This window comes from Chitinophaga sp. 10T418, from assembly GCF_056394125.1.
Genome location: NZ_JBFTHG010000011.1, coordinates 313,680 through 336,971 on the forward strand (window position 1 = coordinate 313,680; position 23,292 = coordinate 336,971).

The 23,292-nt window shown below is 43.8% G+C and carries 16 protein-coding genes and 1 tRNA gene; 9 read left to right on the forward strand and 8 right to left on the reverse strand.

The genetic code is table 11. From position 1 onward, the window contains the following. The first annotated feature begins 129 nt into the window (after positions 1–129). Together AC1DCV_RS27960 and AC1DCV_RS27965 are read left to right on the forward strand one after the other, a co-directional pair. A complete protein-coding gene (locus tag AC1DCV_RS27960; protein WP_477026266.1) occupies positions 130–4,761 on the forward strand; it encodes a DUF3320 domain-containing protein in 4,632 nt (1,543 codons plus the stop codon). 157 nt (positions 4,762–4,918) lie between these two features. Beyond that, positions 4,919–7,312: an ABC transporter permease gene (locus tag AC1DCV_RS27965; protein ID WP_477026267.1), complete on the forward strand. Its 2,394-nt coding sequence runs from the start codon at positions 4,919–4,921 to the stop codon at positions 7,310–7,312. 89 nt (positions 7,313–7,401) lie between these two features. On the opposite strand, the gene ygiD is transcribed toward AC1DCV_RS27965, so the two are convergent. The 4 genes from ygiD to msrA form a co-directional block, all read right to left on the reverse strand. Continuing rightward, entirely contained in the window at positions 7,402–8,223 is an 822-nt protein-coding gene (gene ygiD, locus AC1DCV_RS27970) for a 4,5-DOPA-extradiol-dioxygenase (RefSeq protein ID WP_477026268.1), read from the reverse strand. Positions 8,224–8,260: 37 nt separating this feature from the next. Next, a complete protein-coding gene (locus AC1DCV_RS27975; protein WP_477026269.1) occupies positions 8,261–8,671 on the reverse strand; it encodes an RrF2 family transcriptional regulator in 411 nt (136 codons plus the stop codon). Positions 8,672–8,731: 60 nt separating this feature from the next. Further along, positions 8,732–9,157: a hypothetical protein gene (locus AC1DCV_RS27980; protein ID WP_477026270.1), complete on the reverse strand. Its 426-nt coding sequence runs from the start codon at positions 9,155–9,157 to the stop codon at positions 8,732–8,734. Positions 9,158–9,402: 245 nt separating this feature from the next. Further along, the gene (gene msrA / locus AC1DCV_RS27985; protein WP_477026271.1) at positions 9,403–10,047 is read right to left on the reverse strand and encodes a peptide-methionine (S)-S-oxide reductase MsrA; all 645 of its coding nucleotides are present in this window, start codon (positions 10,045–10,047) and stop codon (positions 9,403–9,405) included. Positions 10,048–10,478: 431 nt separating this feature from the next. Between msrA and AC1DCV_RS27990 the strand changes: the two genes are divergently transcribed. From AC1DCV_RS27990 to AC1DCV_RS28015, 6 genes are all read left to right on the forward strand, one after another. Continuing rightward, positions 10,479–12,599, forward strand: a complete 2,121-nt coding sequence (locus tag AC1DCV_RS27990; protein WP_477026272.1) for an endonuclease MutS2 — start codon at positions 10,479–10,481, stop codon at positions 12,597–12,599. Between the two features lie 101 nt (positions 12,600–12,700). Then, positions 12,701–13,588, forward strand: coding sequence for a helix-turn-helix domain-containing protein (locus AC1DCV_RS27995; protein ID WP_477026273.1), 888 nt, complete (start codon positions 12,701–12,703; stop codon positions 13,586–13,588). Positions 13,589–13,932: 344 nt separating this feature from the next. Further along, positions 13,933–15,126: an efflux RND transporter periplasmic adaptor subunit gene (locus tag AC1DCV_RS28000; protein ID WP_477026274.1), complete on the forward strand. Its 1,194-nt coding sequence runs from the start codon at positions 13,933–13,935 to the stop codon at positions 15,124–15,126. A gap of 137 nt (positions 15,127–15,263) precedes the next feature. Beyond that, positions 15,264–18,422, forward strand: coding sequence for an efflux RND transporter permease subunit (locus AC1DCV_RS28005; protein WP_477026275.1), 3,159 nt, complete (start codon positions 15,264–15,266; stop codon positions 18,420–18,422). Between the two features lie 41 nt (positions 18,423–18,463). Beyond that, a complete protein-coding gene (locus tag AC1DCV_RS28010; protein ID WP_477026276.1) occupies positions 18,464–19,876 on the forward strand; it encodes an efflux transporter outer membrane subunit in 1,413 nt (470 codons plus the stop codon). A gap of 320 nt (positions 19,877–20,196) precedes the next feature. After that, a tRNA-Ser gene (locus tag AC1DCV_RS28015) sits at positions 20,197–20,281 on the forward strand. Positions 20,282–20,369: 88 nt separating this feature from the next. Here the strand turns inward: AC1DCV_RS28015 and AC1DCV_RS28020 are convergent. Beyond that, positions 20,370–20,975, reverse strand: coding sequence for a hypothetical protein (locus tag AC1DCV_RS28020; RefSeq protein WP_477026277.1), 606 nt, complete (start codon positions 20,973–20,975; stop codon positions 20,370–20,372). 482 nt (positions 20,976–21,457) lie between these two features. Between AC1DCV_RS28020 and AC1DCV_RS28025 the strand changes: the two genes are divergently transcribed. Continuing rightward, positions 21,458–22,072, forward strand: coding sequence for a hypothetical protein (locus tag AC1DCV_RS28025; protein ID WP_477026278.1), 615 nt, complete (start codon positions 21,458–21,460; stop codon positions 22,070–22,072). Positions 22,073–22,108: 36 nt separating this feature from the next. On the opposite strand, the gene AC1DCV_RS28030 is transcribed toward AC1DCV_RS28025, so the two are convergent. Genes AC1DCV_RS28030 through AC1DCV_RS28040 form a run of 3 tightly spaced genes read right to left on the reverse strand, consistent with a single transcriptional unit; the run spans position 22,109 to position 23,263 of the window. Then, complete coding sequence (locus AC1DCV_RS28030) at positions 22,109–22,201, reverse strand: IS3 family transposase (RefSeq protein ID WP_477026283.1); 93 nt, start codon at positions 22,199–22,201, stop codon at positions 22,109–22,111. After that, positions 22,194–22,799, reverse strand: coding sequence for an IS3 family transposase (locus tag AC1DCV_RS28035; protein ID WP_477026279.1), 606 nt, complete (start codon positions 22,797–22,799; stop codon positions 22,194–22,196). Before AC1DCV_RS28035 ends, AC1DCV_RS28030 begins: the two co-directional genes overlap by 8 nt. Continuing rightward, positions 22,694–23,263 (reverse strand): transposase, encoded by a 570-nt coding sequence (locus AC1DCV_RS28040; protein ID WP_477026280.1) that lies wholly within the window; start codon positions 23,261–23,263, stop codon positions 22,694–22,696. The genes AC1DCV_RS28035 and AC1DCV_RS28040 overlap by 106 nt, the downstream gene beginning before the upstream one ends. Positions 23,264–23,292: the final 29 nt, after the last annotated feature.

Here is a 23,292-nt window from a genome sequence, read left to right on the forward strand (position 1 = left end):
CACTTAGTGAATAATCGCCGGAAATTCTTCCGGCATAATAAAAAGCAGGATTTTCTGCATTTATATACTTCTTACCCATGTTCACCGTTTATTAAAATTATATTTGTAGCGTTTTTCATTATTGCTATTATGATCGCATCCATATTAACCAGGCTTGAATCTTCCCGCAAGGAATTACTGGATTTAGGTCTCAGGAATCCATTGTTGAATTACAAGTTGCCCGTAGGCAAAGGTTTACATATTGTAGAGGAACAATCCGCCGCCATTTATGATATACTGGTGAGGGAAAATAAAACTATGTCCTTCCTCGGACGGCCTGAAAAAAAGCAGGACGAAGAAGTAGTGGAATACAATGAACCGGTGTCTAAAGAAGCGTATAGTGATACCCGTTTGCAGACGAATGAAAACCAGGTGAATCTGCATGCTAAATTGCTGAATACATATTATGCTGCGCGCATGAGCATGGAAGAGCAAGGGGTGAATATCCTCTATATTTCCCTCGGCATGCTGCAATGGTATGAAGAAGCAGGTAGTGAGGAAGCCCGGTTGGCGCCATTAATCATGGTGCCGGTGTCGCTGGACAGGTCTAGTGCGAGGGAACGTTTCCGTTTGAAATATTCTCTGGAAGAAGTAGGCGCCAACATTTCCCTGCAGGCAAAAATGAAGGCAGATTTTAATATTCACATACCGGACCTGCCGGATACAGAAGATTTTGATGTTAATGCTTACCTGGCGGCAGTAGCCGAAGCAGTAGATGTGATGCCCAAATGGAAAGTAGCGCCCGATGCCATTGAGCTGGGCTTTTTCTCTTTTGGTAAGTTTATGATTTACAATGACCTGGACGCCTCCAAATGGCAACAGGATGATGATATACTCACACACCCGATTATTCAAAGTCTTTTTGGTGGCGGCTTTTCAGATGATACCCCGCAAATACCGGAAGATGCCTTTATTGATCATGATACCAAAGCTCATGAACTGTTCCAGGTAGTAGATGCCGACAGTTCCCAGATCATGGCCATGCTGGCTGTGCAGGAGGGACGTAACCTGGTGATACAGGGTCCCCCCGGCACCGGGAAATCTCAAACAATTACCAACATTATCGCTGATGCCATTGGGCGGGGTAAGAAAGTGCTGTTTGTGGCGGAGAAAATGGCAGCGTTGGAAGTGGTGAAACGCAGACTGGATAACATTCAACTGGGAGAAGCCTGCCTGGAATTACATAGCCATAAAGCCAATAAAAAAGAACTACATCAGGAGTTGCGGCGGGTGCTGGAACTGGGCCGCCCTTCTATCCAGAAATTACAGGAAGAAGTATTACTGTTAGATGGTTATAAAAAAGAATTGAATGACTATTGCCTGTCTGTGAATGGTGCCATTGAAAAAAGCGGATTGACGGTTCACCAGGTAATAGGCTACCTGTTACGGTTAAACGAAGAAACTGCCGGTATCACATTACCGGCTATATCCTTGACGCAAATTGGAGACTGGGACGCTGTGGCGATGAATAAGGCTACCGCTATGGCATTACGCATACAGGCCTGTCTCCAGGAAATTGGAGTACCTGCCGCATTAACGTTCCGTGGTAGTGAACTGACGGTGCTGTTGCCGCACGAGCAGGTGGCTTTATCCAATTTACTCACAGCTGCATCGGCTGCGCTAGCAGCACTCCTGCAGGCGACCACTGCGATCGCTCAAAAAATAGGGATTCCATCTCCGGAAGATGTTCCAGCTACTACAGCGCTGATAAACATATGTGAGCTGCTGTCACAACAGCCGGATCTGCACGAGATTGATATCACCAATAATGCCTGGCTGTTGCATCAGCAGGATATTGCAGAGTGGCTGACAGCAGGTGTGGCGGCTACAGCGGTACAACAGCAATACCAGGATATTTTTATTCCGGAAGCCTGGGACCAAAATATGATGGAGATCCGGCAGGATCTGCTGGCGCATGGTGGTAAGTGGTATAAATTCCTGATTGGCGCCTATAAAAGGAGCAATCGCCAACTCGCCGCATTGTGTAAACATCCGCTTCCTGGCGATAATGAAGAAAAGCTACAGTATGTAGATGCCATCATGGAATTCCGGAGACAGGATGCCTTGCTGAAAGAACATGCTGCACTGGGTAAAACGCTGTTCGGCAGTCGTTGGCAGAAATCGCAGACCGATTGGGAAGCATTGCAGACTGCTACGGCATATCTCACGGATATGCATAAACGTATTGCAGCAGGTAGTTGCCCGACTGCAGTAGCCACTTACCTGCAAGGTAACCGGGATGCGGCCGAGGCATTGGCAGACAAAGAGCAATTGTTACGCTTATTGCAGGAGCAGCAGCAACGCAGCGGAGCTGTCTTACAAAAACTGGAAATGAACAGCGGCCATTACCCGGTACTGTTTACCGAACAACAAACTACGCTGCAAACATGGACAGATAAATTACCGGAAATACATCACCTTATTTCCTGGAACAATATAACGGATACGGCTATACAGGAAAACCTGGAATGCCTGATTACACCGGTGAAGGACTGGAATGGTGCGCATCTGCTGCTAAAAACTGCCCTGCTGAAAACCTGGTATGAATACCTGGTAGAAACAGCGGTGAAGTCGCAGCCTGCCCTGCGTAAATTTGAACGCGGTGGTCATGAGGAAATGGTACAGCAGTTCCGCAAATTAGATGTGCTGAACCTGCAATATAACCGTGCCCGTGCGGCTTTGCAGCACTGGGAACAAATGCCACGTGTAGATGCCGGCGGACAGGTAAATATGCTCCGCACAGAATTTAATAAGAAAGCGCGTCATATGCCTATCCGCAAACTCATGCAGGAAGCGGGTTTGGCCATACAGGCCATTAAGCCGGTATTTATGATGAGCCCTTTGTCTATCGCTAATTTTTTACCTCCGGCAACACTGGAATTTGATCTCGTCATTTTTGATGAGGCCAGCCAGGTGAAGCCTGTAGAAGCTTTGGGCGCTATACTGCGCGGCAAACAATTAGTAGTAGTAGGCGATAACAAACAATTACCACCTACCAGTTTCTTTGATTCACTGACCAAAGAGGTAGATGATGAAGAAAATGTAACTGCAGATATGCAGAGCATTCTCGGATTATGCGATGCACAAGGCGCTCCGCAACGTATGCTGCGCTGGCATTACAGGAGCAGACATGAATCACTGATCACCTTATCCAATCATGAATTTTACGAAAATAAGTTAGTCATATTCCCCAGCCCCGGCTCTAAAGAACAGAAAGGACTGGTTTTTCATCATCTGAAAGATACGGCCTATGATCGCGGTAAAACACGCACCAATCCTAAGGAAGCGGAGATAGTAGCGGATGCGGTGATGGAACATGCCCGCAAAAATCCGGGGCTGAGTTTAGGTGTGGTGGCGTTTAGCACTTCACAAAGACAAGCCATCAGTGATGCGCTGGAATTACGCCGCAGGAAATCGCCGGAGCTGGAATCCTTTTTCAGCGGGCATCAGGACGAACCTTTCTTTGTAAAGAACCTTGAAAATGTGCAGGGAGATGAGCGGGATGTGATTTTTATTTCTATCGGTTACGGACGTACGGAGGAAGGATATGTAGCCATGTCTTTCGGACCGCTGAATAATGAAGGGGGGGAAAGAAGGCTCAATGTACTGATTACGCGGGCGAAAACGCGTTGTGAAGTGTTTACCAATATCACCGCAGATGATATTGATGTAAGCAAAACCAAGAGCTATGGTATTCAGTCGTTGAAGAACTTCCTCTATTTCGCACAGCATGGTAAGCTGTATATGACGGCGGAAACGGGTTTGCCGGCGGATAGTCCCTTTGAGGAAAACGTAGCTGCCAAGCTGGAAGCGTTAGGATATATTGTACGTAAACAGGTAGGATCAAAAGGGTTTTTTATTGATCTCGCTATTGTAGATGCGGAAAATCCGGGTCGTTATTTACTGGGCATTGAATGTGACGGTGCTGCTTATCATTCTGCCCGTTCTGCCCGTGACCGTGATCGTTTGCGGCAGCAGGTGCTGGAAGCAATCGGCTGGAAGATATACCGGGTGTGGAGTACGGACTGGTTCCGGAATCCGGAGCGGGAATTGAACCGGCTGGTAGCGGCTATTGAAAAAGTGAAGGCCGCCGTGGCGATTGATGATCAGGTGGCCGCAGATGTGATCAGGGAAACGGCGCCGGCCCTGACGCGGGAAGCCGTGGCAACAACAGAAGCCACCATACCGGTATATGAAACGGCGGTGCTGCCAGAGGAAATCAGGGCGCAGGAATTCCATCTTTCTCCCATTGGCCAGCTATGTAACTGGATAGAGCAGGTAGTGGTAGTGGAAAGCCCCGTGCATTTTGACGAAGTAGCCAGGCGTATGGTAGAAGCGGCCGGCATTACAAGGGTAGGTCCCCGTATCCGGGAGATATTACGTCATGCGGTCCGGCATTCTGATGCCAGTAAAAGAATAAAAATAAAGGGGCAGTTCCTTTGGGATACTGCGCTTAGTACACCTGTGGTGCGTAACCGTAGCCATTTGCCGGCTGCCGCCCGTAAGATCAATTACATTGCGGCGGAAGAAATCGGCGTAGCGCTGGAGAAGGTAGTAAAAGATGCCGTTGCTATCCAGCGGGAAGATGCCGTGCCTTTTATCGCTAAAATGTTTGGCTATAGCCGGGTGACAGAAGAAATGAAAGAAGAAATCCTGAAAGCTATTGATATGAGTGTGGAAAATAAAGGGGTGCAACTGGAAGGAGAGCTGCTGAAACCATAATATCGTACAGGGGCTGTATCAAAACCGAACACGTACTAATAAATTTATATTTATTTAATCCTGGTATTGAAAGGTTGGCAGGCATGGCATGTTTTTTCTTTCCATGTGTTCGGGAAGAAAGATTTGTGGGGTTGGATTCATCATTAAATTTATCAGGATGTTTCGTAATCATCTCCTTATTGCCTGGCGCAACCTGCTTCGTTATAAATATTATTCACTGATCAATATAGCTGGTCTGGCTATTGGTTTAGCTGCGTGCTGGTTGTTGCTGTTGTATGTACATCGGGAAACCAGTTACGATAATTTTTATCCGAATGCCGATCGCATATACCGGGCTGTTAACCGTGCTACCTGGTCTGGCGGGAACCTCAACCTGGCTACCACTTCCGCACCTTTTGCCGCCGTATTAAAGAAGGATTATCCGGAAATAGAACAAACCACGAGGGTAGATCCGGAAGGGGGGGCTGCATTAAAGTATGGCGAAAAGAAACTGGAGGTAGGGGATATGCTTTTTGTGGACAGCACTTTTTTCGACGTATTTGATTTTCCTTTCGTGGCTGGTGATGCTATCAGTGCTTTATCCCAGCCTAATTCATTGGTGTTAACACGCAGTCTGGCGGAAAAGCTATTGGGCAATGCATCTGATGCGATTGGAAAAACGGTGTTAACAGAAGACAGTACTGTTTATGCCGTCACTGCAGTGATGGAGGATGTTCCTGGTAATTCACATTTTTCATTCAGTGCATTACGGTTATTACCACCTCACTATAATGAAAATGGCTGGCAGGATTTTAACGTATACACGTACCTGTTATTACAGCAAGGCGCAGACGTGAAAAAGCTGGAAGCCAAGCTACCAACGTTTTTTGAGCGGTATCTGAAGGCACGCATGGGTAATGCCACTTATAAAATGGAGTTACAACCGGTAGAGGACATTCACTTGTATTCCCATCTTGATTATGAAATGTCTTCCAATGGAAATATTCTTTACATCTATATTTTTCTTTGTATTGGATTACTTACGCTGTTGATTGCCTGCATCAATTATATGAACCTCGCCACCGCCCGGGCCAGTGGTCGTATTAAAGAGGTAGGGGTGCGTAAGAGTATGGGTTCCGGCAGAGAAGATATTGCACGGATGTTCCTGGTAGAATCTATGCTGCTCACCTTCTTCTCCGCGATGGTGGCTACCGGACTGGTAGCTTTGTTACTGCCCTGGTTCAATACTTTTACCAATTCTCATATAATACTCTGGCAGTTTGGCGTCGCTAAAACATTGGGTGTGATGGCGATGTTGTCTGTATTAACCGGTTTGCTGGCGGGTATTTATCCGGCGGTATTTATGTCAGGTTTCAGGATCATCAATTCTTTAAAAGGTAAGCTGGGAGGCAGTAGCCATGCTGGTTTCCGTAAAGGGCTGGTGACATTCCAGTTTGTTATTGCGATTGTATTAACCGCCAGTACTATGGTGGCGTATGATCAGCTGCAATATGTGATGCAGAAAAATCTGGGCTTTAATAAAGATCAGGTATTGTCTTTTCATGTGCCTGATCAGCAGATGCGTAACAGGCTGCCGGCGTTGAAAGAGCAGTTACTCCGTAATCCTATGGTACAGCAGGTTTCGGCGGCAAGCAACCCGATTGGCGGAAATAATATTGGCGGACATGGTTACTTTTTCGAAGGTAATAATGGTATGCAGACATCTACCTATATGGCCCAGAATTATATGGTAGATGCAGATTATCTGAAAACAATGGGCATTACATTGCAGAGCGGGCGTAATTTTTCAGACACGGGTGAATCTGATCAGCTTCATGCAGTACTGGTAAATGAAACGCTGGTGAAGGCGCAGCATTGGGATCAGCCTTTGGGAAAGCGGGTGCAGTTATTGAAGGATGCTTCCGGTGCACGTGAAGAGCGTGTAGTGGTGGGCATTATGAAAGACTTTCATATTTACTCCCTGCAGCATAAAATAGCGCCACTGGTGCTACAGATGCCTGCCAGGGCGGGGGACCAGGATAACGTGTATGTAAAAGTCAGTAAAACCAGTGTTCCTGCTACCGTTGCATATATAGAAAAGGTGTTTCATACTTTTGACCCTGCGCATAATTTCAGTTATAGTTTTATTGATCAGAATTTTGCGAAGCAATATGCCGGAGAGCAGAAACAGGAAGTTATTTTTATGTTGTTTGCCATGCTGGCATTATTTATTGCCTGCCTGGGACTCTTTGGGCTGGCGGCTTTCACGGCAGTACAACGCACCAAGGAAATTGGGGTACGTAAAACGTTGGGCGCTTCTGCCGGCAGCATCGTTAGTATGTTATCGAAAGATTTTCTTCAGTTGTTGTTAATAGCGGCTGTCCTGGCTTTCCCGATTACCTGGTGGATCATGGATCGTTGGCTTAGTCATTTTGCCTATCATGTAGGTATCAGTATATGGGTATTTGTGCTGACCGGAGGCGCTATTGTAGTGATTGCGCTGGCAACCGTAAGTTTTCATGCGTTAAAAGCTGCCATGGCTAATCCTGTAAAGAGTTTGCGGGCGGAGTAAGAGTGATATAAAACTAATGATATAAAGCAAAAAGCTATTGTGGCGGATGATTACCCGCTACAATAGCTTTTTGCTTTATGCCTTTAGCCTTACGCTGTTTTAAAACAGCGCATACTAATACTGCCGTTCTGTATTTCTTCGTAAGTAAATTGTATTTCTTCATTTTTATTTACCAGGCCGAGAGTATAGATCATAGGAAGATAATGATCATTGGTAGGGATAGACAATTGTGCTTCCCTGCCCAGGGTGTGGTAATTTACGAGGTCGTTGAACGCGCCCTGTTCCAGCTTTTGTTTTACGGTTGCATCAAAAGAAACTGCCCAGTCAAATGGCCTGGCATTTTCGGAAAATGAGATCTGCCGGAGATTGTGTACAATGTTGCCGCTACCCATGATCAATACGCCTTTGTTGCGTAAGGCTTTCAGTTCCGCGGCCAGTTTGAAATGATATTCCGGTGGCTGGTGATAGTCGATACTTAACTGATATACCGGGATATCCGCCATGGGATACATATGTTTCAATACCGTCCAGGAGCCATGGTCCAGGCCCCACTGGTCATCTTCCGTTACATTGGTGGATGTGATCAGTTGTTTTGTTTCCCTGGCCAGTTCCGGTGCGCCCGGAGCGGGGTATTGTACAGCGTACAATGCTTCCGGGAAGCCACCAAAATCGTGGATGGTTTCCGGGTGCGGGGCTACCAGTACATGTGTGCCTTTGGTCAGCCAATGTGCGGAAATGACGAGGATGGCGCTGGGTTTCTGGGGCAAATCCTGTCCCATTTTCCCCAGGCTACGGGTAAAAGCGTTGTCGCTGATGCCATTCATAGGATTACCATGACCTATGAACATGACGGGCATCTGGCTGGTACTTTTAAATTCGCTGGTAATATTCCTGAGATCGTTGAGTTGCATGCTATTCCTCCTGGCAGCAATGCCTTTGATGATAAAATTATTGGAACTGACCTAAGAAGTCGGCCAGGCTCATTTTTTCTAATTTGTGCAGCAGGGCGCCTTCAATTTCTATATAGAGGTGATCGAGGTGTTGTTTGATTTGTTTGCCCACCAGGCAGTCCGGGTTGGGGCTGTTTTTACTGTTTCCCAGTAGTGAAGCTTGTTGTACGGCATGGAATACTTCTGAGAGCTGAATTTTATCCGCTGGTTTGGCCAGGGTAGCTCCGCCGTTTTTCCCCTCTTTACTTTCTATGAGTCCGTGGTTGCGCAGGTTACTGATTTCCTTGCGTACCAGTACGGGATTGATGTTAATGCTGCCGGCAATAAAGTCAGACGACAACAGTTCCCCGTTCGCACTGGCGAGCAGTGTAAGTATATGCATTGAAATGGGAAATCTGCCGTTATTCATTCTGTAATTGTCTTTATTACAGTACAAAAGTACGATAATCAGCGCAAATGGAAAAATTTCTCAGCGGCTGGTGTAGAAGTAAACAATACTGGCAATAATAAGTACCAGCACAATCAGTGCGATGACGCAGCCGTTTCTGTTAGGTTTTTTTACTGCGCTGCTAAGGCCGCGGGCGTTCAGCAGGGCCTCTACGGCCTCTTTGGCTTCCTGGAGCCCTATTTTATTACCAGGCAGCTTATTCATTTCTCCCAGGTAGTATTTTATCCCCATTATTTTGCCGGCATTCATACAAAGCTGCAGCACTTTTTCCTCGATGTTACGTTTGGCAGTCTTATTTCTCTGGATAGAACTGTGGTCCGTGTCGGAACCGGAAATTACCCGCTGGCATTGTTGGCAGACCATCATTACATGGAATGGGTCTTTTTCTGGAATAGTACGTATGACATCAGGACTCCCACACCAGGGACAGGTTAGTTCAGTGCTCATTAATGGTGGAACTTTTTATTTTACTATTGTATAAGTTAATAAAAGTTTTTTAGCTTTTATCTTTTGGCTGCTGGCAAAATGTAACAGAGGGTGTAATATAGGCTTTTTACGAGTAGGCAGTAGCCGTTAGTAATACATTTAAGCCTTTTTAGCGGCTTTTATGGCAGTATGGCGGTAAAAGGTAATAAAAATGCCGCGGGAAGCATATGGTATGCTCCCCGCGGCAGTCAGGTATTTCTTTAGGTTTACAGTCCTTTTTTCAGGTGTCCTGCAAATGCCTTTCTGAATTTTTCCAGTTTGGGTTTGATCACAAAGGTACAGTAAGGCTGAGAACCATTTTGATTATAGTAGTTCTGGTGGTAGTCTTCCGCTTCGTAGAAAGTGCCCATGGCGGCTATTTCCGTCACAATAGGTTTGTCGTACGCACCGGAATCCTGCAGTTTTTTCTTGTATAACTCCGCTTTTTCTTTCTGCTCATCACTATTATAAAAGATCACGCTGCGGTACTGGGTACCGACGTCATTGCCCTGCCTGTTCAGCTGGGTAGGATCGTGACTGAGCCAGAACGCCTGCAGCAGCTCTTCATAGCTGATTTTGGCAGGGTCGTAGGTAACCCTGATCACTTCTGCATGACCGGTAGTACCCGTGCATACCTGTTCGTAGGTTGGATTAGGTACTGTTCCACCGGCAAAGCCGGATTCCACTTTGATAACCCCTTCCAGTTCCTGAAATTGTGCTTCTGTACACCAGAAGCAGCCGCCTCCAAAGGTAGCGGTGGCCGTTTTTTGATTTTTGCTTACCTCCATATCACCGGGTACTTTGTCTTTGTTTTGGGCACAGGCAAAAAGCGCCAGTGCGATCAGACAAATGAAGATTGAATATTTTCTCATAAAAATAAAATTTTAAAGATGCAGCTTTTCTTTATATGACTCAAAATCAGCACTGTAGAGGGATTGCAGTCTATCTGAGCATCTTTATATTGCCTGCAGCCATTATAATTTACGTAATATATGATGCAGGAGTACGACAAGTTAAGTAACTTTAACATTCTTTTGGAGTTTCCAGGAACCCGTGGGGCTTCATGGATGCCATATAAACATACGTCAGCAGCAGCAGCAGGAATAGATATAATAAGCCGGCATTAACCGGATACGTTTGATAGCATAATGACAAATACGATGAACAAGAATTAAGATTTCCCGGATAACGCTTTCCCCGCCACCATGATGGCAGCGCATTTACGCGCCCTGATCGTAAACCTTTTACGCAGACACAAACAACGGACGATTGTTTGTGCCTTCTTACTTTAAATAAATAACACTTGAAATATTTTCCTGAATCTGCGTTAATGCAGTTGGAATTCGACAAAGTACAGGCATTGCTGCAAGAGCATTGTAAAACAGAACTAGGCAAGGAAATGGCCTCAGAACTGCGCCTGCACACGCATATAGATTACGTTAAATCTGCCCTCCAACAGGCACATGAATATAAGCAACTTACCCTGTTGCAAGAGAATTTCCCGAACGATTTCATCCTGAACCTGAAGAGGGAATTGCGGCTGCTGTCTATCGAAGGCGCCGTACTTACCGGGGAACAGGCCATGCTGCTGCGTAAGCTGGCAGAAAGCATGCACAGCATTGTTCGCTTTTTCGATCACGACCGCCGTATCCAGTACGGAGGGCTTTTTGAGGTGATCAAAGACACCCATTACGAAAAGAAGATCACCGCCACCATTGATGAGGTGCTGGATGAACTGGGACAGGTAAGGGATAATGCTTCCCAGGAACTGGCCAAAATCCGGATGTCGTTGTTTCGCAAACGCACGGAACTGCGCCGGGTATTTGACCGTATTCTCCAGAAGCTGCAGAAACTCAATTACCTGGCGGACCAGGAGGAAGCTTTCCTGAACGGACGTAGGGTAGTGGCCATCTATGCGGAAAATAAGCGGATGGTAAAAGGACTCATTCACGGGGAATCAGATACCCGTAAAACGTCCTTCCTGGAGCCGGAAGAAACCATAGAACTCAATAACGATATACAATCGCTCGAAAGAGAAGAAGGCCGGGAGGTATATCGTATCCTCAAAGCCATGACATCGGCGCTGAGTGGCTATTCCGGGTTACTGAACAGCTATCACGAAATACTGGGCACCTTCGATTTTATCAGGGGTAAAGCCAAGCTGGCACTGGACATGGATGCCAATTACCCCATGTTACTGCCGCATGCCCAGCTAAACCTGATACAGGCGTACCACCCGTTGCTGTTGCTCTATAACCGGAAAAACAAGAAGCCGACAATACCTGTCAATATTAACCTGGATAAGGATGCGCATATCCTTGTGATCAGCGGACCGAATGCCGGCGGTAAAACCGTTACCCTGAAAACCATCGGACTGATACAGCTGATGTTGCAATCGGGATTACTGGTGCCGGTGCATCCATCCTCCCAGATGGGCATCTTCAAACAACTGATGATCCATATCGGAGACACGCAGTCGCTGGAGTTTGAGCTGAGTACCTATAGTTCTCATCTGAAGAACATGAAGTATTTCATGGAAAACGCCAATGGTAAAACGCTGTTCTTTATAGATGAACTGGGTAGTGGATCCGATCCTAACCTGGGTGGTGCTTTTGCCGAAGTGATTATGGAGGAACTGGCCAAGAAACATGCTTATGGCGTAGTGACCACACACTATCTTAACCTGAAAGTGATGGCCAATAAGGTAAAGGGTATCATTAACGGTGCGATGGGCTTTGATGAGGAAACGTTGCTGCCCATGTATAAACTCATGGTTGGTAAGCCGGGAAGCTCGTATACATTCTCCATTGCGGAGCGTATCGGGCTGCATCCTTCGCTGATTGCCCGGGCCAAGAGCCTGGTAGATGAAGGTCATTTCCAGCTGGATAAATTGCTGAATAAGGCCGAACAGGATCTGCAGAAAGTAGAAAATAAGGAAAAAGACCTGCAGAAATTACTGAAGGAAAATGAGCGTTTGAAGAAGGAGTATGAGATACTGGCAGATAAAGAACGCAAACAGCAGCAGTATACCCTGTTAAAATTACAGAACCAGATAAAGGAAGATGACCTGCAGTATCTGAAAGATATGGAGCGCAAGCTGAAGCAGATTGTGATAGAGTGGAAACGTGCAGATGACAAAGAGAAAGTGATGAAGCAGGCCGAAATACTCCTGTTCCGCCGCCGTGAAAAACAGCATACCGAGCAGCTCAATAAAAAGGTGCAGGACAAATTCCTGGAAATAAAAGGACAGGTAGAAGTAGGTATGCAGGTGAAAATTGTGACTAACCGACAGGTAGGCAAAGTGCTGGAGATCCGTGATAAGCGCGCTATCGTGAAGATTGGAAATATTCCTATCAACGTGAAGCTGAGTGATCTGGTGCTGGTACAGGAAAAGCCGGCTGAAAAGGTAGATGAGGGGAAATGATATATTTAATATCTATACCCGTATAGATGGACAAACAAATCAGAATCATCTATCTTTATCTATTCAAAATAAAAGTGGATTACCGATAAAGTATTAAACCAATGGAAGTATTAGAACGTGTTGTAACACGAATTTCGGATGTACCGGTTTATAACTGTGATTATGCGGATGGTGCTAACTTTTTCATGGGAGAGTGGAATGGTTCCGAAGTTTGTGTAGGAGATATGAATGTGCCTCACCGGCATAACGGATATAGTATAGATATATTAATCAAGGGCCGCATCCGGCAGTCTATTGATTTTAAGCATTATGATATGGAAGCGCCGGCCCTGATGTTGATGGAGCCTAACCAGGTGCATCAGCATGAGATGAGTGAGGATGCCGAGCTGATAAATATTTACTTCACTAACGACTTCCTGGTACCGGAAATGCAGGGAGTCGTTAGTTGTTGGCGTTGTGTATTCAGTTCGGGGATGGTACCGTTGAATCATGAGCAAATGGAAGAGGTGCTGGCTTATGCAGATCTGATCCGGAAGGAATATAACAGCAGTAAGTTGCGTAAGGAAGCGATTATCCGTAATCTGTTGAATGCTTTTGTGATTGCCTGTGGACGTATCTCTGAACCAACCGGTAACTGGATGAATGCAGAGAGTTCACAATATAATATGGCCAGACAGTTTAAGATACTGGTAGATCAGCATTTTCATGAGAAAGCCCAGGTATCTGACTATGCAGAGATGTTGTACGTTTCACCGGGGCATTTAAATGACACGGTGAAGGCATTGCTGGGAAGAAATGCAAAATTCATCATTGATGAAAAGCGCATTATGGAAGCAAAACGGCTACTGTATTGGGGTGAGCACTCAATAAAGCAGATTGCAGCACAGTTGAATTTTGAGGATGATGCCTATTTCAATCGCTTTTTTAAGAAGCATTCCGGATTCACTCCGGCTTCTTTTCAAAAGAGTATCCGTGAAAAGTACAATTAAACCCGTAATAATTTAAACGCCCGTTAACATTAAATATCTATTTTTGCAGAGTGTTTAAAATAATGATGTCGCCCGTGCATCATTCAAAATTTGAAAACCGATGAGAATTTTTTAGCGGCCAACCGCAAACCTTCATTTTCTTTTTTACAGTAGTAACATATTGCTGTACTCAAACGTATAATGTGCTGTAACATTATATGTCCTTGAGTATTGCGGGACTATCTACCTGTATAACCACAACCCGATTGCTGTCATTGATATTGATTGCTGCGAAGCAAGGCTGCTTTTTATTGGCCTGAGTCGCGCCGGGGGATTTTATTTTTAGTCGTTAAAAAAAATGTAGTATGAAACCATTGAAATCAACATTTACAAATTTGCCGGCAGGCTTACTTTATAGTTTTTTTGTTCTTTCGGTATTGTCTGCCTGTAGTGCATCGCAGGCAAAAAATGAGGCACCGCCACCAGCATCTTTACCGGTAATTAAAGCAGTTACATTACCTGCTACAACATTTCAGGATTTCCCTGCTTCGGTAGAAGGAACCCGTGATGTGGAAATAAGACCACAGGTAGACGGTTATCTGACGAATATTTCAGTAGATGAAGGTGCTTACGTTAGAAAAGGTCAAACGCTTTTCACGATCGACAGAAGACCATATGTAGAGCAACTCAACAATGCCACTGCAAATTTACAGGCTGCAACAGCGGCATTAGCGAATGCACAAATCAACGTTGATAAATTGAAACCGCTACTTAGTAATAATGTGGTATCGGATGTTCAATTAAAATCGGCCGAAGCAAGTTACAATTCAGCGAAAGCTAATGTTGCCCAGGCACAGGCCCAGGTAGAAACCGCCCGTATCAATCTTGGGTTCACAAATATCAGCGCACCCAGCGATGGTTATGTAGGTAGTATTCCCTTTAAAACGGGAAGCCTTATTAGCAGGGGAATGGCGGGCGCATTGACTATTATTTCCGAAGTAAAGGATATGCGTGTTTATTTTTCTTTGAGTGAAACCGATTTCCTCAAATTCAAGGAGAAATATCCAGGTAATAGTGTTGCTGAAAAAGTAAAAGGAATGCCAGCGGTAGAATTAATCCTGGCAGATGGAAGTGTTTATCCTGAAAAAGGAAAAGTTGAAATAGTGGAAGGGCAGTTTGACAAAACTATTGGTGCAATTAGTTTACGTGCCAGCTTTCCTAATGCACAGGGAGTACTTAGAAGTGGTAGTACCGGTAAAGTCAGGGTACCTACTTTACATGCTTCTGCATTGGTAATTCCTCAGGAAGCCACGTTTGAATTGCAGGACAAAGTGTTGGTTTATACAGTGGCCGATAGTAATAAAATCGTTACAAAACCACTCACCATTTCTGGCAAAACGTCTAATTATTATTTTGTTACTGATGGCGTAAAGGAGGGGGATAAGATTGTATTATCTTCTCAATCTACCCTGATGATGGGCGGTTTAAGAGATGGCGTTGTTATTCAGCCACAGATGGTATCTATAGATAGTTTGTTGAAAGTAAAGCCGCTGCTTTAAAATAATTGAGCGTGAAAGCACGCTGGTGTTAAGAACGTTTACACAAAACATTATTCAAATTGCGACGCAGGCAGTGTTGTTACACACATGCACTGTTTGTGTTCGTGCGGACATACCGCAACCCATAATTGTTATTTATGTTAAAACGATTTATTGAAAGGCCGGTGTTATCTACGGTTATTTCTATCATATTGGTTATACTGGGAGGGTTGTCTTTATTCACCCTGCCTACGGCTTTATTTCCTGAGATTGCGCCGCCATCTGTACAGGTTATTGCCAATTACCCTGGCGCCAACGGGGAGGTGATAGCCCGTACAGTTGCTACCCCGATTGAAGAATCGGTAAACGGTGTGGAGAACATGACGTACATGACCTCCAATTCCAACAACGATGGTAGCTACATCTTGACAGTTTATTTCAAACAAGGAACAGATCCTGATATTGCGGCGGTAAACGTACAAAACCGCGTATCTAAAGCTAATAGCCAGCTACCTCCCGAAGTATTACAAGCTGGGCTTTCTACACAGAAAGTACAGAGCAGCTTCCTGATGTTTGTGGCGTTATATAGCGAGGATAGCGTTAAGTATAACGAACTGTTCTTAAATAACTATGCAAGAATTAATATCATCCCTCAGTTACAACGTATACCAGGGGTGGCACAGGTACAGCCATTTGGTTCAAAAGATTATTCGATGCGTATCTGGTTGAAACCCGACAGGCTTGTTGCTAATAATCTTTCTACAGCAGAAGTGATGAATGCGATCAGAGATCAGAACGTAGAAGCTGCACCAGGGCGTTTGGGACAAAGTAGTAAAGAATCTTTCGAGTATATTATTAAATACAAGGGAAAGTTAAATAAGCCTGAAGAGTATGAGAATATGGTGATTAAGGCAAACAACGATGGTTCTGTTCTTCGTCTTAAAGATTTAGCCAGGGTTGAACTTGGTGGCTATACTTATACTGCCTCGAATTTGCTTGATGGCAAACCGGCTACTGGTTTTGGTATTGTGCAGACACCGGGCTCCAATGCCAATGAAATTCTTACCGAACTGGAACGACAGATTAGAGAATTTGATAAGGCGTTACCCGGTGGTATGAAGTTTAAGATAATGTACAACTCGAAGGAATTTTTGGATGCATCTATCGACCAGGTAAAAGAAACACTGATCATTGCATTCATTCTTGTGGCCATCGTGGTTTTCATTTTCCTGCAAGATGTGCGTTCTACATTGATCCCGGTCATTGCAGTTCCTGTTTCGATTATAGGTACCTTCTTCTTCTTACAATTATTCGGCTTTAGTATTAACCTGCTTACATTGTTCGCATTGGTACTGGCTATTGGTATTGTGGTGGATGATGCCATTGTGGTTGTAGAGGCCGTACACTCAACGATGGAACGTGAGCATTTACCGGCAAGAGAGGCAACAGTTAAAACGATGAATGAGATATCCGGTGCGATTGTTTCGATCACATTGGTAATGGCAGCAGTGTTTGTACCGGTGAGCTTTGTACAAGGTCCTGCAGGTGTATTCTATAAACAATTCGCCTTTACACTGGCCATTGCTATCGTTATTTCTGCGGTGAATGCATTAACGTTAAGTCCGGCGTTGTGTGCTTTATTCTTAAAGAACCAGCATATAGGCGAAGGTGGAAAGAAAAAAGGTTTTGGAGCCCGCTTCTTCGATGCGTTTAATACCGCTTTTAATGCAATGACGGCAAGATATATACGGAGCATCAAATTCCTGATGAAGAACAGATGGGTGGCCATTACCGGATTATTGCTTGTGGTGGTTGCAACAGTTTGGCTGATCAAAACAACACCTACCGGGTTTATTCCGGATGAGGATCAAGGGTTCGTAGTTGGTATAACCCAAACACCTCCTGGTAGTTCACTTAGCAGAACGGAGAATGCAACGAGCCAGATTAGTAAAATTGTGATGAAAGATGAGGGTGTGAGTGACGTATGGGCTGCAAATGGGATGAACTTCGTAACAAATGCGAACGCTTCCCCTAATGCTGCGGTATTTGTAAGGTTAAAAGATCGTAAGGAGAGAGGTGTTGTAAAAGACCCGAATGCTATTGCAGGCGGTTTGTTAGGCAAGTCAATGCAAGTACATGATGCCTTAACTTTTTTTGTTGGTTTTCCAACAATACAGGGTTTCGGTAATGTGAGCGGAGTAGAAATGATGTTGCAGGACAGAACAAACGGATCACTGGAGAAATTAGCAGGAACGGCATGGGGTTTTATTGGTGCATTAAGTCAGCGGCCAGAAGTGGCAAGTGCGTTCACTACTTTTAATACGGGGAATCCACAATACACAATTGATATAGATGATATAAAAGTGAAACAATTGGGTGTATCTGTTGGTGATTTGTTGAGTACGCTGCAAACATATTATGGTAGTAGTTTCGTTTCAGACTTTAACCGTTTCGGGAAATATAGCCGCGTAATGGCGCAGGCTGATATTTCATACCGGATGGATAAAAGTTCGTTGGATGCTATTTATGTAAAGAACAACCTGGGTACGATGGTACCGGTAAGTACAGTGGCCAAATTCACACGTGTATATGGCCCGGAAACAGTTACAAGAAACAACCTGTATAGTGCTGTTACCATTAATGCTACCCCCAAACCAGGTTATAGTACCGGTGATGTAATTAAAGCCATTGGAGAAGTATCGAAAAAGGCATTGCCACAAGGATATGCCTATGAGTTTACGGGTATTACGAGGGAAGAGATAAGAGCAGGGAACCAAACTGCGTTCGTGTTTTTATTGAGTGTATTGTTCGTATTCTTCCTGCTGGCTGCACAGTATGAAAGCTATATCCTGCCACTGGCAGTAATCCTTACTGTGCCTACGGGTATATTAGGTGTATATAGTTTCATTGGTTTTAGCGGCATAGAGGGCAATATCTACGTACAAATAGGTATGATCATGCTGATAGGATTATTGGCTAAAAATGCGATCCTGATTGTGGAGTTTGCCCTACAACGGCGAAGGGCGGGCTATAAGCTTGTTGAGGCGGCTTTGGAAGCAGCACAGCTTCGTCTTCGTCCAATATTGATGACTTCCTTTGCCTTTATTGTTGGTATGATGCCATTAATCTTTACACAAGGTGCATCTGCCAAAGGCAATCATTCGATCGGCTGGAGTACTGTAGGCGGCATGTTTACCGGGGTGGTCCTGGGGGTATTCATCATACCTGTGTTGTTTGTAATTTTCCAGTTCCTGCAAGAGAAAATCAGCCGTAAGCCGATAGTGGAAGCAGAACATGAGGCAAAGCTGGTACACTAAAATATTAGCATTATCTATTATCAGAATCAGAAAAAAGACAAATGAAAACAAGTTATAGCTCATTTTTAATTCTGTTGTCCTTAGTTGTAGGGTTAGCAGCATGCCGGGTTGGCCGCAATTACGAGCGGCCCCCGGTGGCGCTTCCCCAGCAGTTTGGAAACGTTGCTCCATCAGATAGCAGCATAGCAGAAATAGAATGGAAGAAGTTTTTTACAGATGCCACCTTACAGCAGTTGATAGATAAAGCCATTACCGGCAACTATGACCTGCAACTGGCCGTGAAAAAAGTGGAATCAGCACAAGCCTACCTCAAGCAGGCGAAAGTTGCCTGGTTGCCGGCTTTTAACGCCACCGCATCCGCAAGTACCAACTTTCCTTCCAAAAATAGTTTCAATGGTTTGAACCTTTCCGTGAATAACCTGGGAGATCATATCGAAGACTTTAACCTTGGAGTAGGGATGTCATGGGAAATCGATATCTGGGGCAAAATACGCCGTCAGAAAGAAGCCGCACTGGCTAATTACCTGCAGTCGTATGAAGGAGAGCATGCCGTACAAACAGGACTGGTAGCAGCAGTAGCCAACAGCTATTTCAACCTGCTGATGCTGGACAACCAGTTAAGTATTGCCCGTAAAAACCTGCAACTCAGTGATACCATTGTAAAAATGATCCGTTTACAGAAAGCTGCAGGTGAAGTAACCGAGCTGGGTGTACAACAGGCTATTTCACAGCAACAGACAGCAGAACTGCTGATACCACAGCTGGAACAGGGTATCGCTATCCAGGAAAACGCGTTGCGTATTTTAACAGGTGAACTACCGTCAACGATTACACGTAGTAGTCAACTGAGTAATTTCCAGGTAGCGGATTCATTGCCAACAGGTATTCCTGCAACGATGATCAGCCGTCGCCCGGATGTACGTGCCAGCGAAATGGGACTGGTAGCAGCTAATGCACTGGTAGGCGCTGCACAGGGTAACATGTATCCTACATTGACCATCACCGGCAGCGGTGGTGTGAATGCCTTCAAAGCCAGCACCTGGTTTAACCTGCCTGCCTCTTTGTTTGGTACCGTAGCGGGTGGCTTAACCCAACCTATTTTCCAGCGCCGTGCGTTAAAAACACAGTTGGAAGTAGCGAAAATACAGCGTGAACAGGCCGTGATCCAATTCAAGCAATCTGCCTTGAATGCAGTAGGAGAGGTGAGCGATGCCCTGGTAAAGCTGGACAAAGTGAAAGTACAACAGGAAATTGCCCAACGGCAGGTAAATACATCACAGCTGGCAGTACAACAAGCCCAAATGTTGTTCCGCAGCGGTATGGCCAACTACCTGGAAGTCATTACTGCACAGGGACGTTCCCTGCAGGCAGAACTGGCGCAGGCAGACATCGACCGTCAGCGTTTAAGCGCAATGGTAGATTTGTACCGTTCCCTTGGTGGTGGCTGGAAATAAGCCATAACGATCATAACGATATTATCCCCCCGGGGATAGCTGGAAATAGTTACAATACTGCCTTTATGGTAGCTGGAATAAGTTACAACACTACCTTTTAACAGGTAGACGGAAATAGTAGGAATAATTAATGACGAATTACGGAGCAAAGCGAAAGACTGACAGACGAATTTTTGAATCAATAAAAGAACAATAAACAGCGCTTTCGGTCCGTAGTTCGTCATTTGAAATTTATCGGCCCCGCCCTGGTGGCTGATTTAAAAATTTTTTGCAAAAAATTTTTTTATTTTCAATTCCTTTTATACTTTTGCGTCCCACACGGAGAGTTGGCAGAGCGGTCGATTGCGGCAGTCTTGAAAACTGTTGACTGTAACAGGTCCCGGGGTTCGAATCCCTGACTCTCCGCTTAAGGAGACGATCAATATTGATCGTCTCCTTTTTTTATGCGGTCAATAAATTGATTTTCAAAATTTTGTTTGATCGCGGATCAGCATTATTTAAATTTATTTGCTAAATCTAGATAGTGTTGTCTGCCATATTCATTGTTTGATTTTTCAGATTTTTTCTTGAAATAATGGACTACCTCTTCTTTATTTTCCTCAGGTATCTCATTACCATGCAAATCCATAATGGCCTCGAAAGAGCTTTCTGCTACTTTTTTAGGAGACATTTCCTTCACATTCATAAAATACTGCCATTTTTTGCTGTAATTTTTAAAATGCTCCAGTCTTGGAAAAAATATCGCCACATAAGGCCCTACATTTTTTTTGTAAGCATTTTCGACCATAAACTCATACATATCCTGTGATTCCGGCAAGTTGTATCTTTGAATCATATTTCCTATTGCAGAAATAAGAAGGAGCACCATTTTGGCATTATCAGCATTGCTTTTATAAATATGTAAAAGTATTTCAGAAAACTTTACATCATTAAAAAGGTCGTTATAATAAATCGATACTTCTAGTCTTGGGGTCTTTTCAAATTCCTTTACACTTTGAAAAAGATCCTCGATACTGAGTTTTCTCCACTGAGATATTTGTTTTTTTAACACTTCAATGTTATCAATATTCTTTTGTATCTTATGAGGTATGTTACTCATTTATATAATTTTTCTTTATTTACATTCAACTTTAATTTACCGTTATTTTCAACGGGTGAGTGATACCCCCAATAAATATAAATCTTTAAAATAATAGAATTAAGTAGAAGGATTTATAAAAGCTAAAATMTAAAAAAATCACAAATTACGGGTTGTTAGTTATTGGCCTGATTTTTAAACCTTTTTAGAAAAGTTAAAAGCGGTATCAGGTGTTCGACTGAGATCCCTGACTCTCCGCTAAGAGCGAAACAGAATTCAATATTGGATTTTGTTTCGCTTTTTCATTTTTAAGAGGGTGTGTCTGGTGGTTTCGATTTGGAAGGGGGCTATAAATTCGTCAATCAGTTGCGAATTGACCAAAAAGCAATAGGTGTAAGGGGTTCGAACCCCACTCAAAGGTAGCAGCAGTTCCAGTTTTTTCAGAAGAAGTCAATTACCTTAGGATACTTGACGGTTTCAAAAACGGAGTTATATTTGTAACCATGGTTTTCGAAAACGACTTGAAGGAGTTTCTCAGCCTTACTGAACTTGATAGTGAGAATCAGGATAGTGTTTTTCATGCTCAGAAAATGGACAAGACTTTTATCTGGAATACAGCAGACAGTTTAGCAATAACAATTGATAAGGTTCCCTATCAACTTTCAAGAAATGAGATTATCTTTTTAACCGAATTTCACAAAATCGATGATGTAAGACTCTGTAGTGCCCGCATGATTCGGTTCAATAAATCTTTTTTTTGCATGATTGATCAAGATAGTCAGGTGGGGAGCAAAGGCTTGTTGTTTTATAGTGCAACACACGTCCCAAGTTTGGTTTTAAATGCAAGTGAAGCCGAGGATTTTGAGATCTCATGGAAAATTTTCTCTAAAGAAATGCTTAAGGAAAATCTCCTGAAGAAAGAAATGTTAGAAACTATGCTTAAGAGAATGCTAATTCTCTCTGTCAGGATTATAAGTAAATCGACCTATTTACAAAACCTGGAGAAAAAACAACTAGATATCGTCAGGGAATTTAATTATCTGGTCGACTCCTACTTCCTCAAACATCATGACGTTGCTTTTTATGCGTCAAAATTAAACAAGTCACCAAAAATGTAGTGCACCCAAAAGTTTGGACAAAAAATGATTACTAATTTAAGCGGCTTTAGTTCGGTATTGTACTGGACTAAAGCCGTTTAGTTTTAATTTGATTCTGTCGTTATTGTAATAATAGATATATTTAATAATATCTCTTTTTAAACATGGTTAGATTTGAAGTTGGACGATCTGAGAGACTATAACTTACAATCTCACTGTTGTATAGATCCATTATGGGCGACAGATAGAGTTTTTTGCCTCCCACAGAAAATTCAGTCACATCAGTAACCCATTTCTTATAAGGCTTTGCCGCATAAAAATTACGCTGAAGAAAATTAGGTGCGACCTTTCCTTGTTCCCCTTTGTAAGACTTATACTTCTTTATTTTAACCAAAGATTTCAACCCACATTCATTCATGATTCGTAGTATCGTCTTATGATTAATAATCTGCCCCTGTTGCCTTATAGCAAGTGTAATACGCCTATAGCCATATCTGCCTTTATGTTGATGATAAATCAATTTAATTTTTGCTCTTAACGTTGCCCATTTATCCACTTGTTTCAACTGCTTGAGATAGTAATAAAATGTGCTTCTTGCCATCTTTGATATTTTCAGGAGTAGTTCCTGAGAGTGACTGTGCCTTAATTCCTTGATGGCTTCTGCTGTATGCCTCCTTGTACTCGGGCTTCTTCTTCCTGGATTAAGGCCTCTAACTTTTTTAAAAGAGCATTTTCGGCACGTAGCCACTCCACCTCTGCCTTCAGGGCAGCAAGTTCCTGTGCTTCAGTTGTTGTTAAGTTCGTATCTATTCTTTGTTTCTTTCTGCCCATAGATAACTTTTTCCTTCCTCTACTCTCATGCATCAAAGCTGAGATTCCCTTATCCTCATAGATCTTTAACCAGCTGTAAACAGTACTGATATTAGGGATGCCGAAGAGGATCGATGTTTTCATCAAAGATAACCTGTTATTCAACATATGTTGCACAACATCTACTTTAAAATCTCCTGAATAGGTCCCAATATGTAAGTTCAAGCCCGCTTTTCCATGTTGTTTGTAGTGACCAATCCATTGTCGAACATTGGATGGAGAGCAACCAAGACGGCTAGCTGCTGAACGTATAGATTCATTCCCCTTTTCTACGGCGATGATTGCAGCTAACTTTTGCTTTAAGCTGTATTTTATCCTTTTATTCATAAAAAATGCCCCCAAGAAGTGTCTAACTTTTGGGGGGCACTACA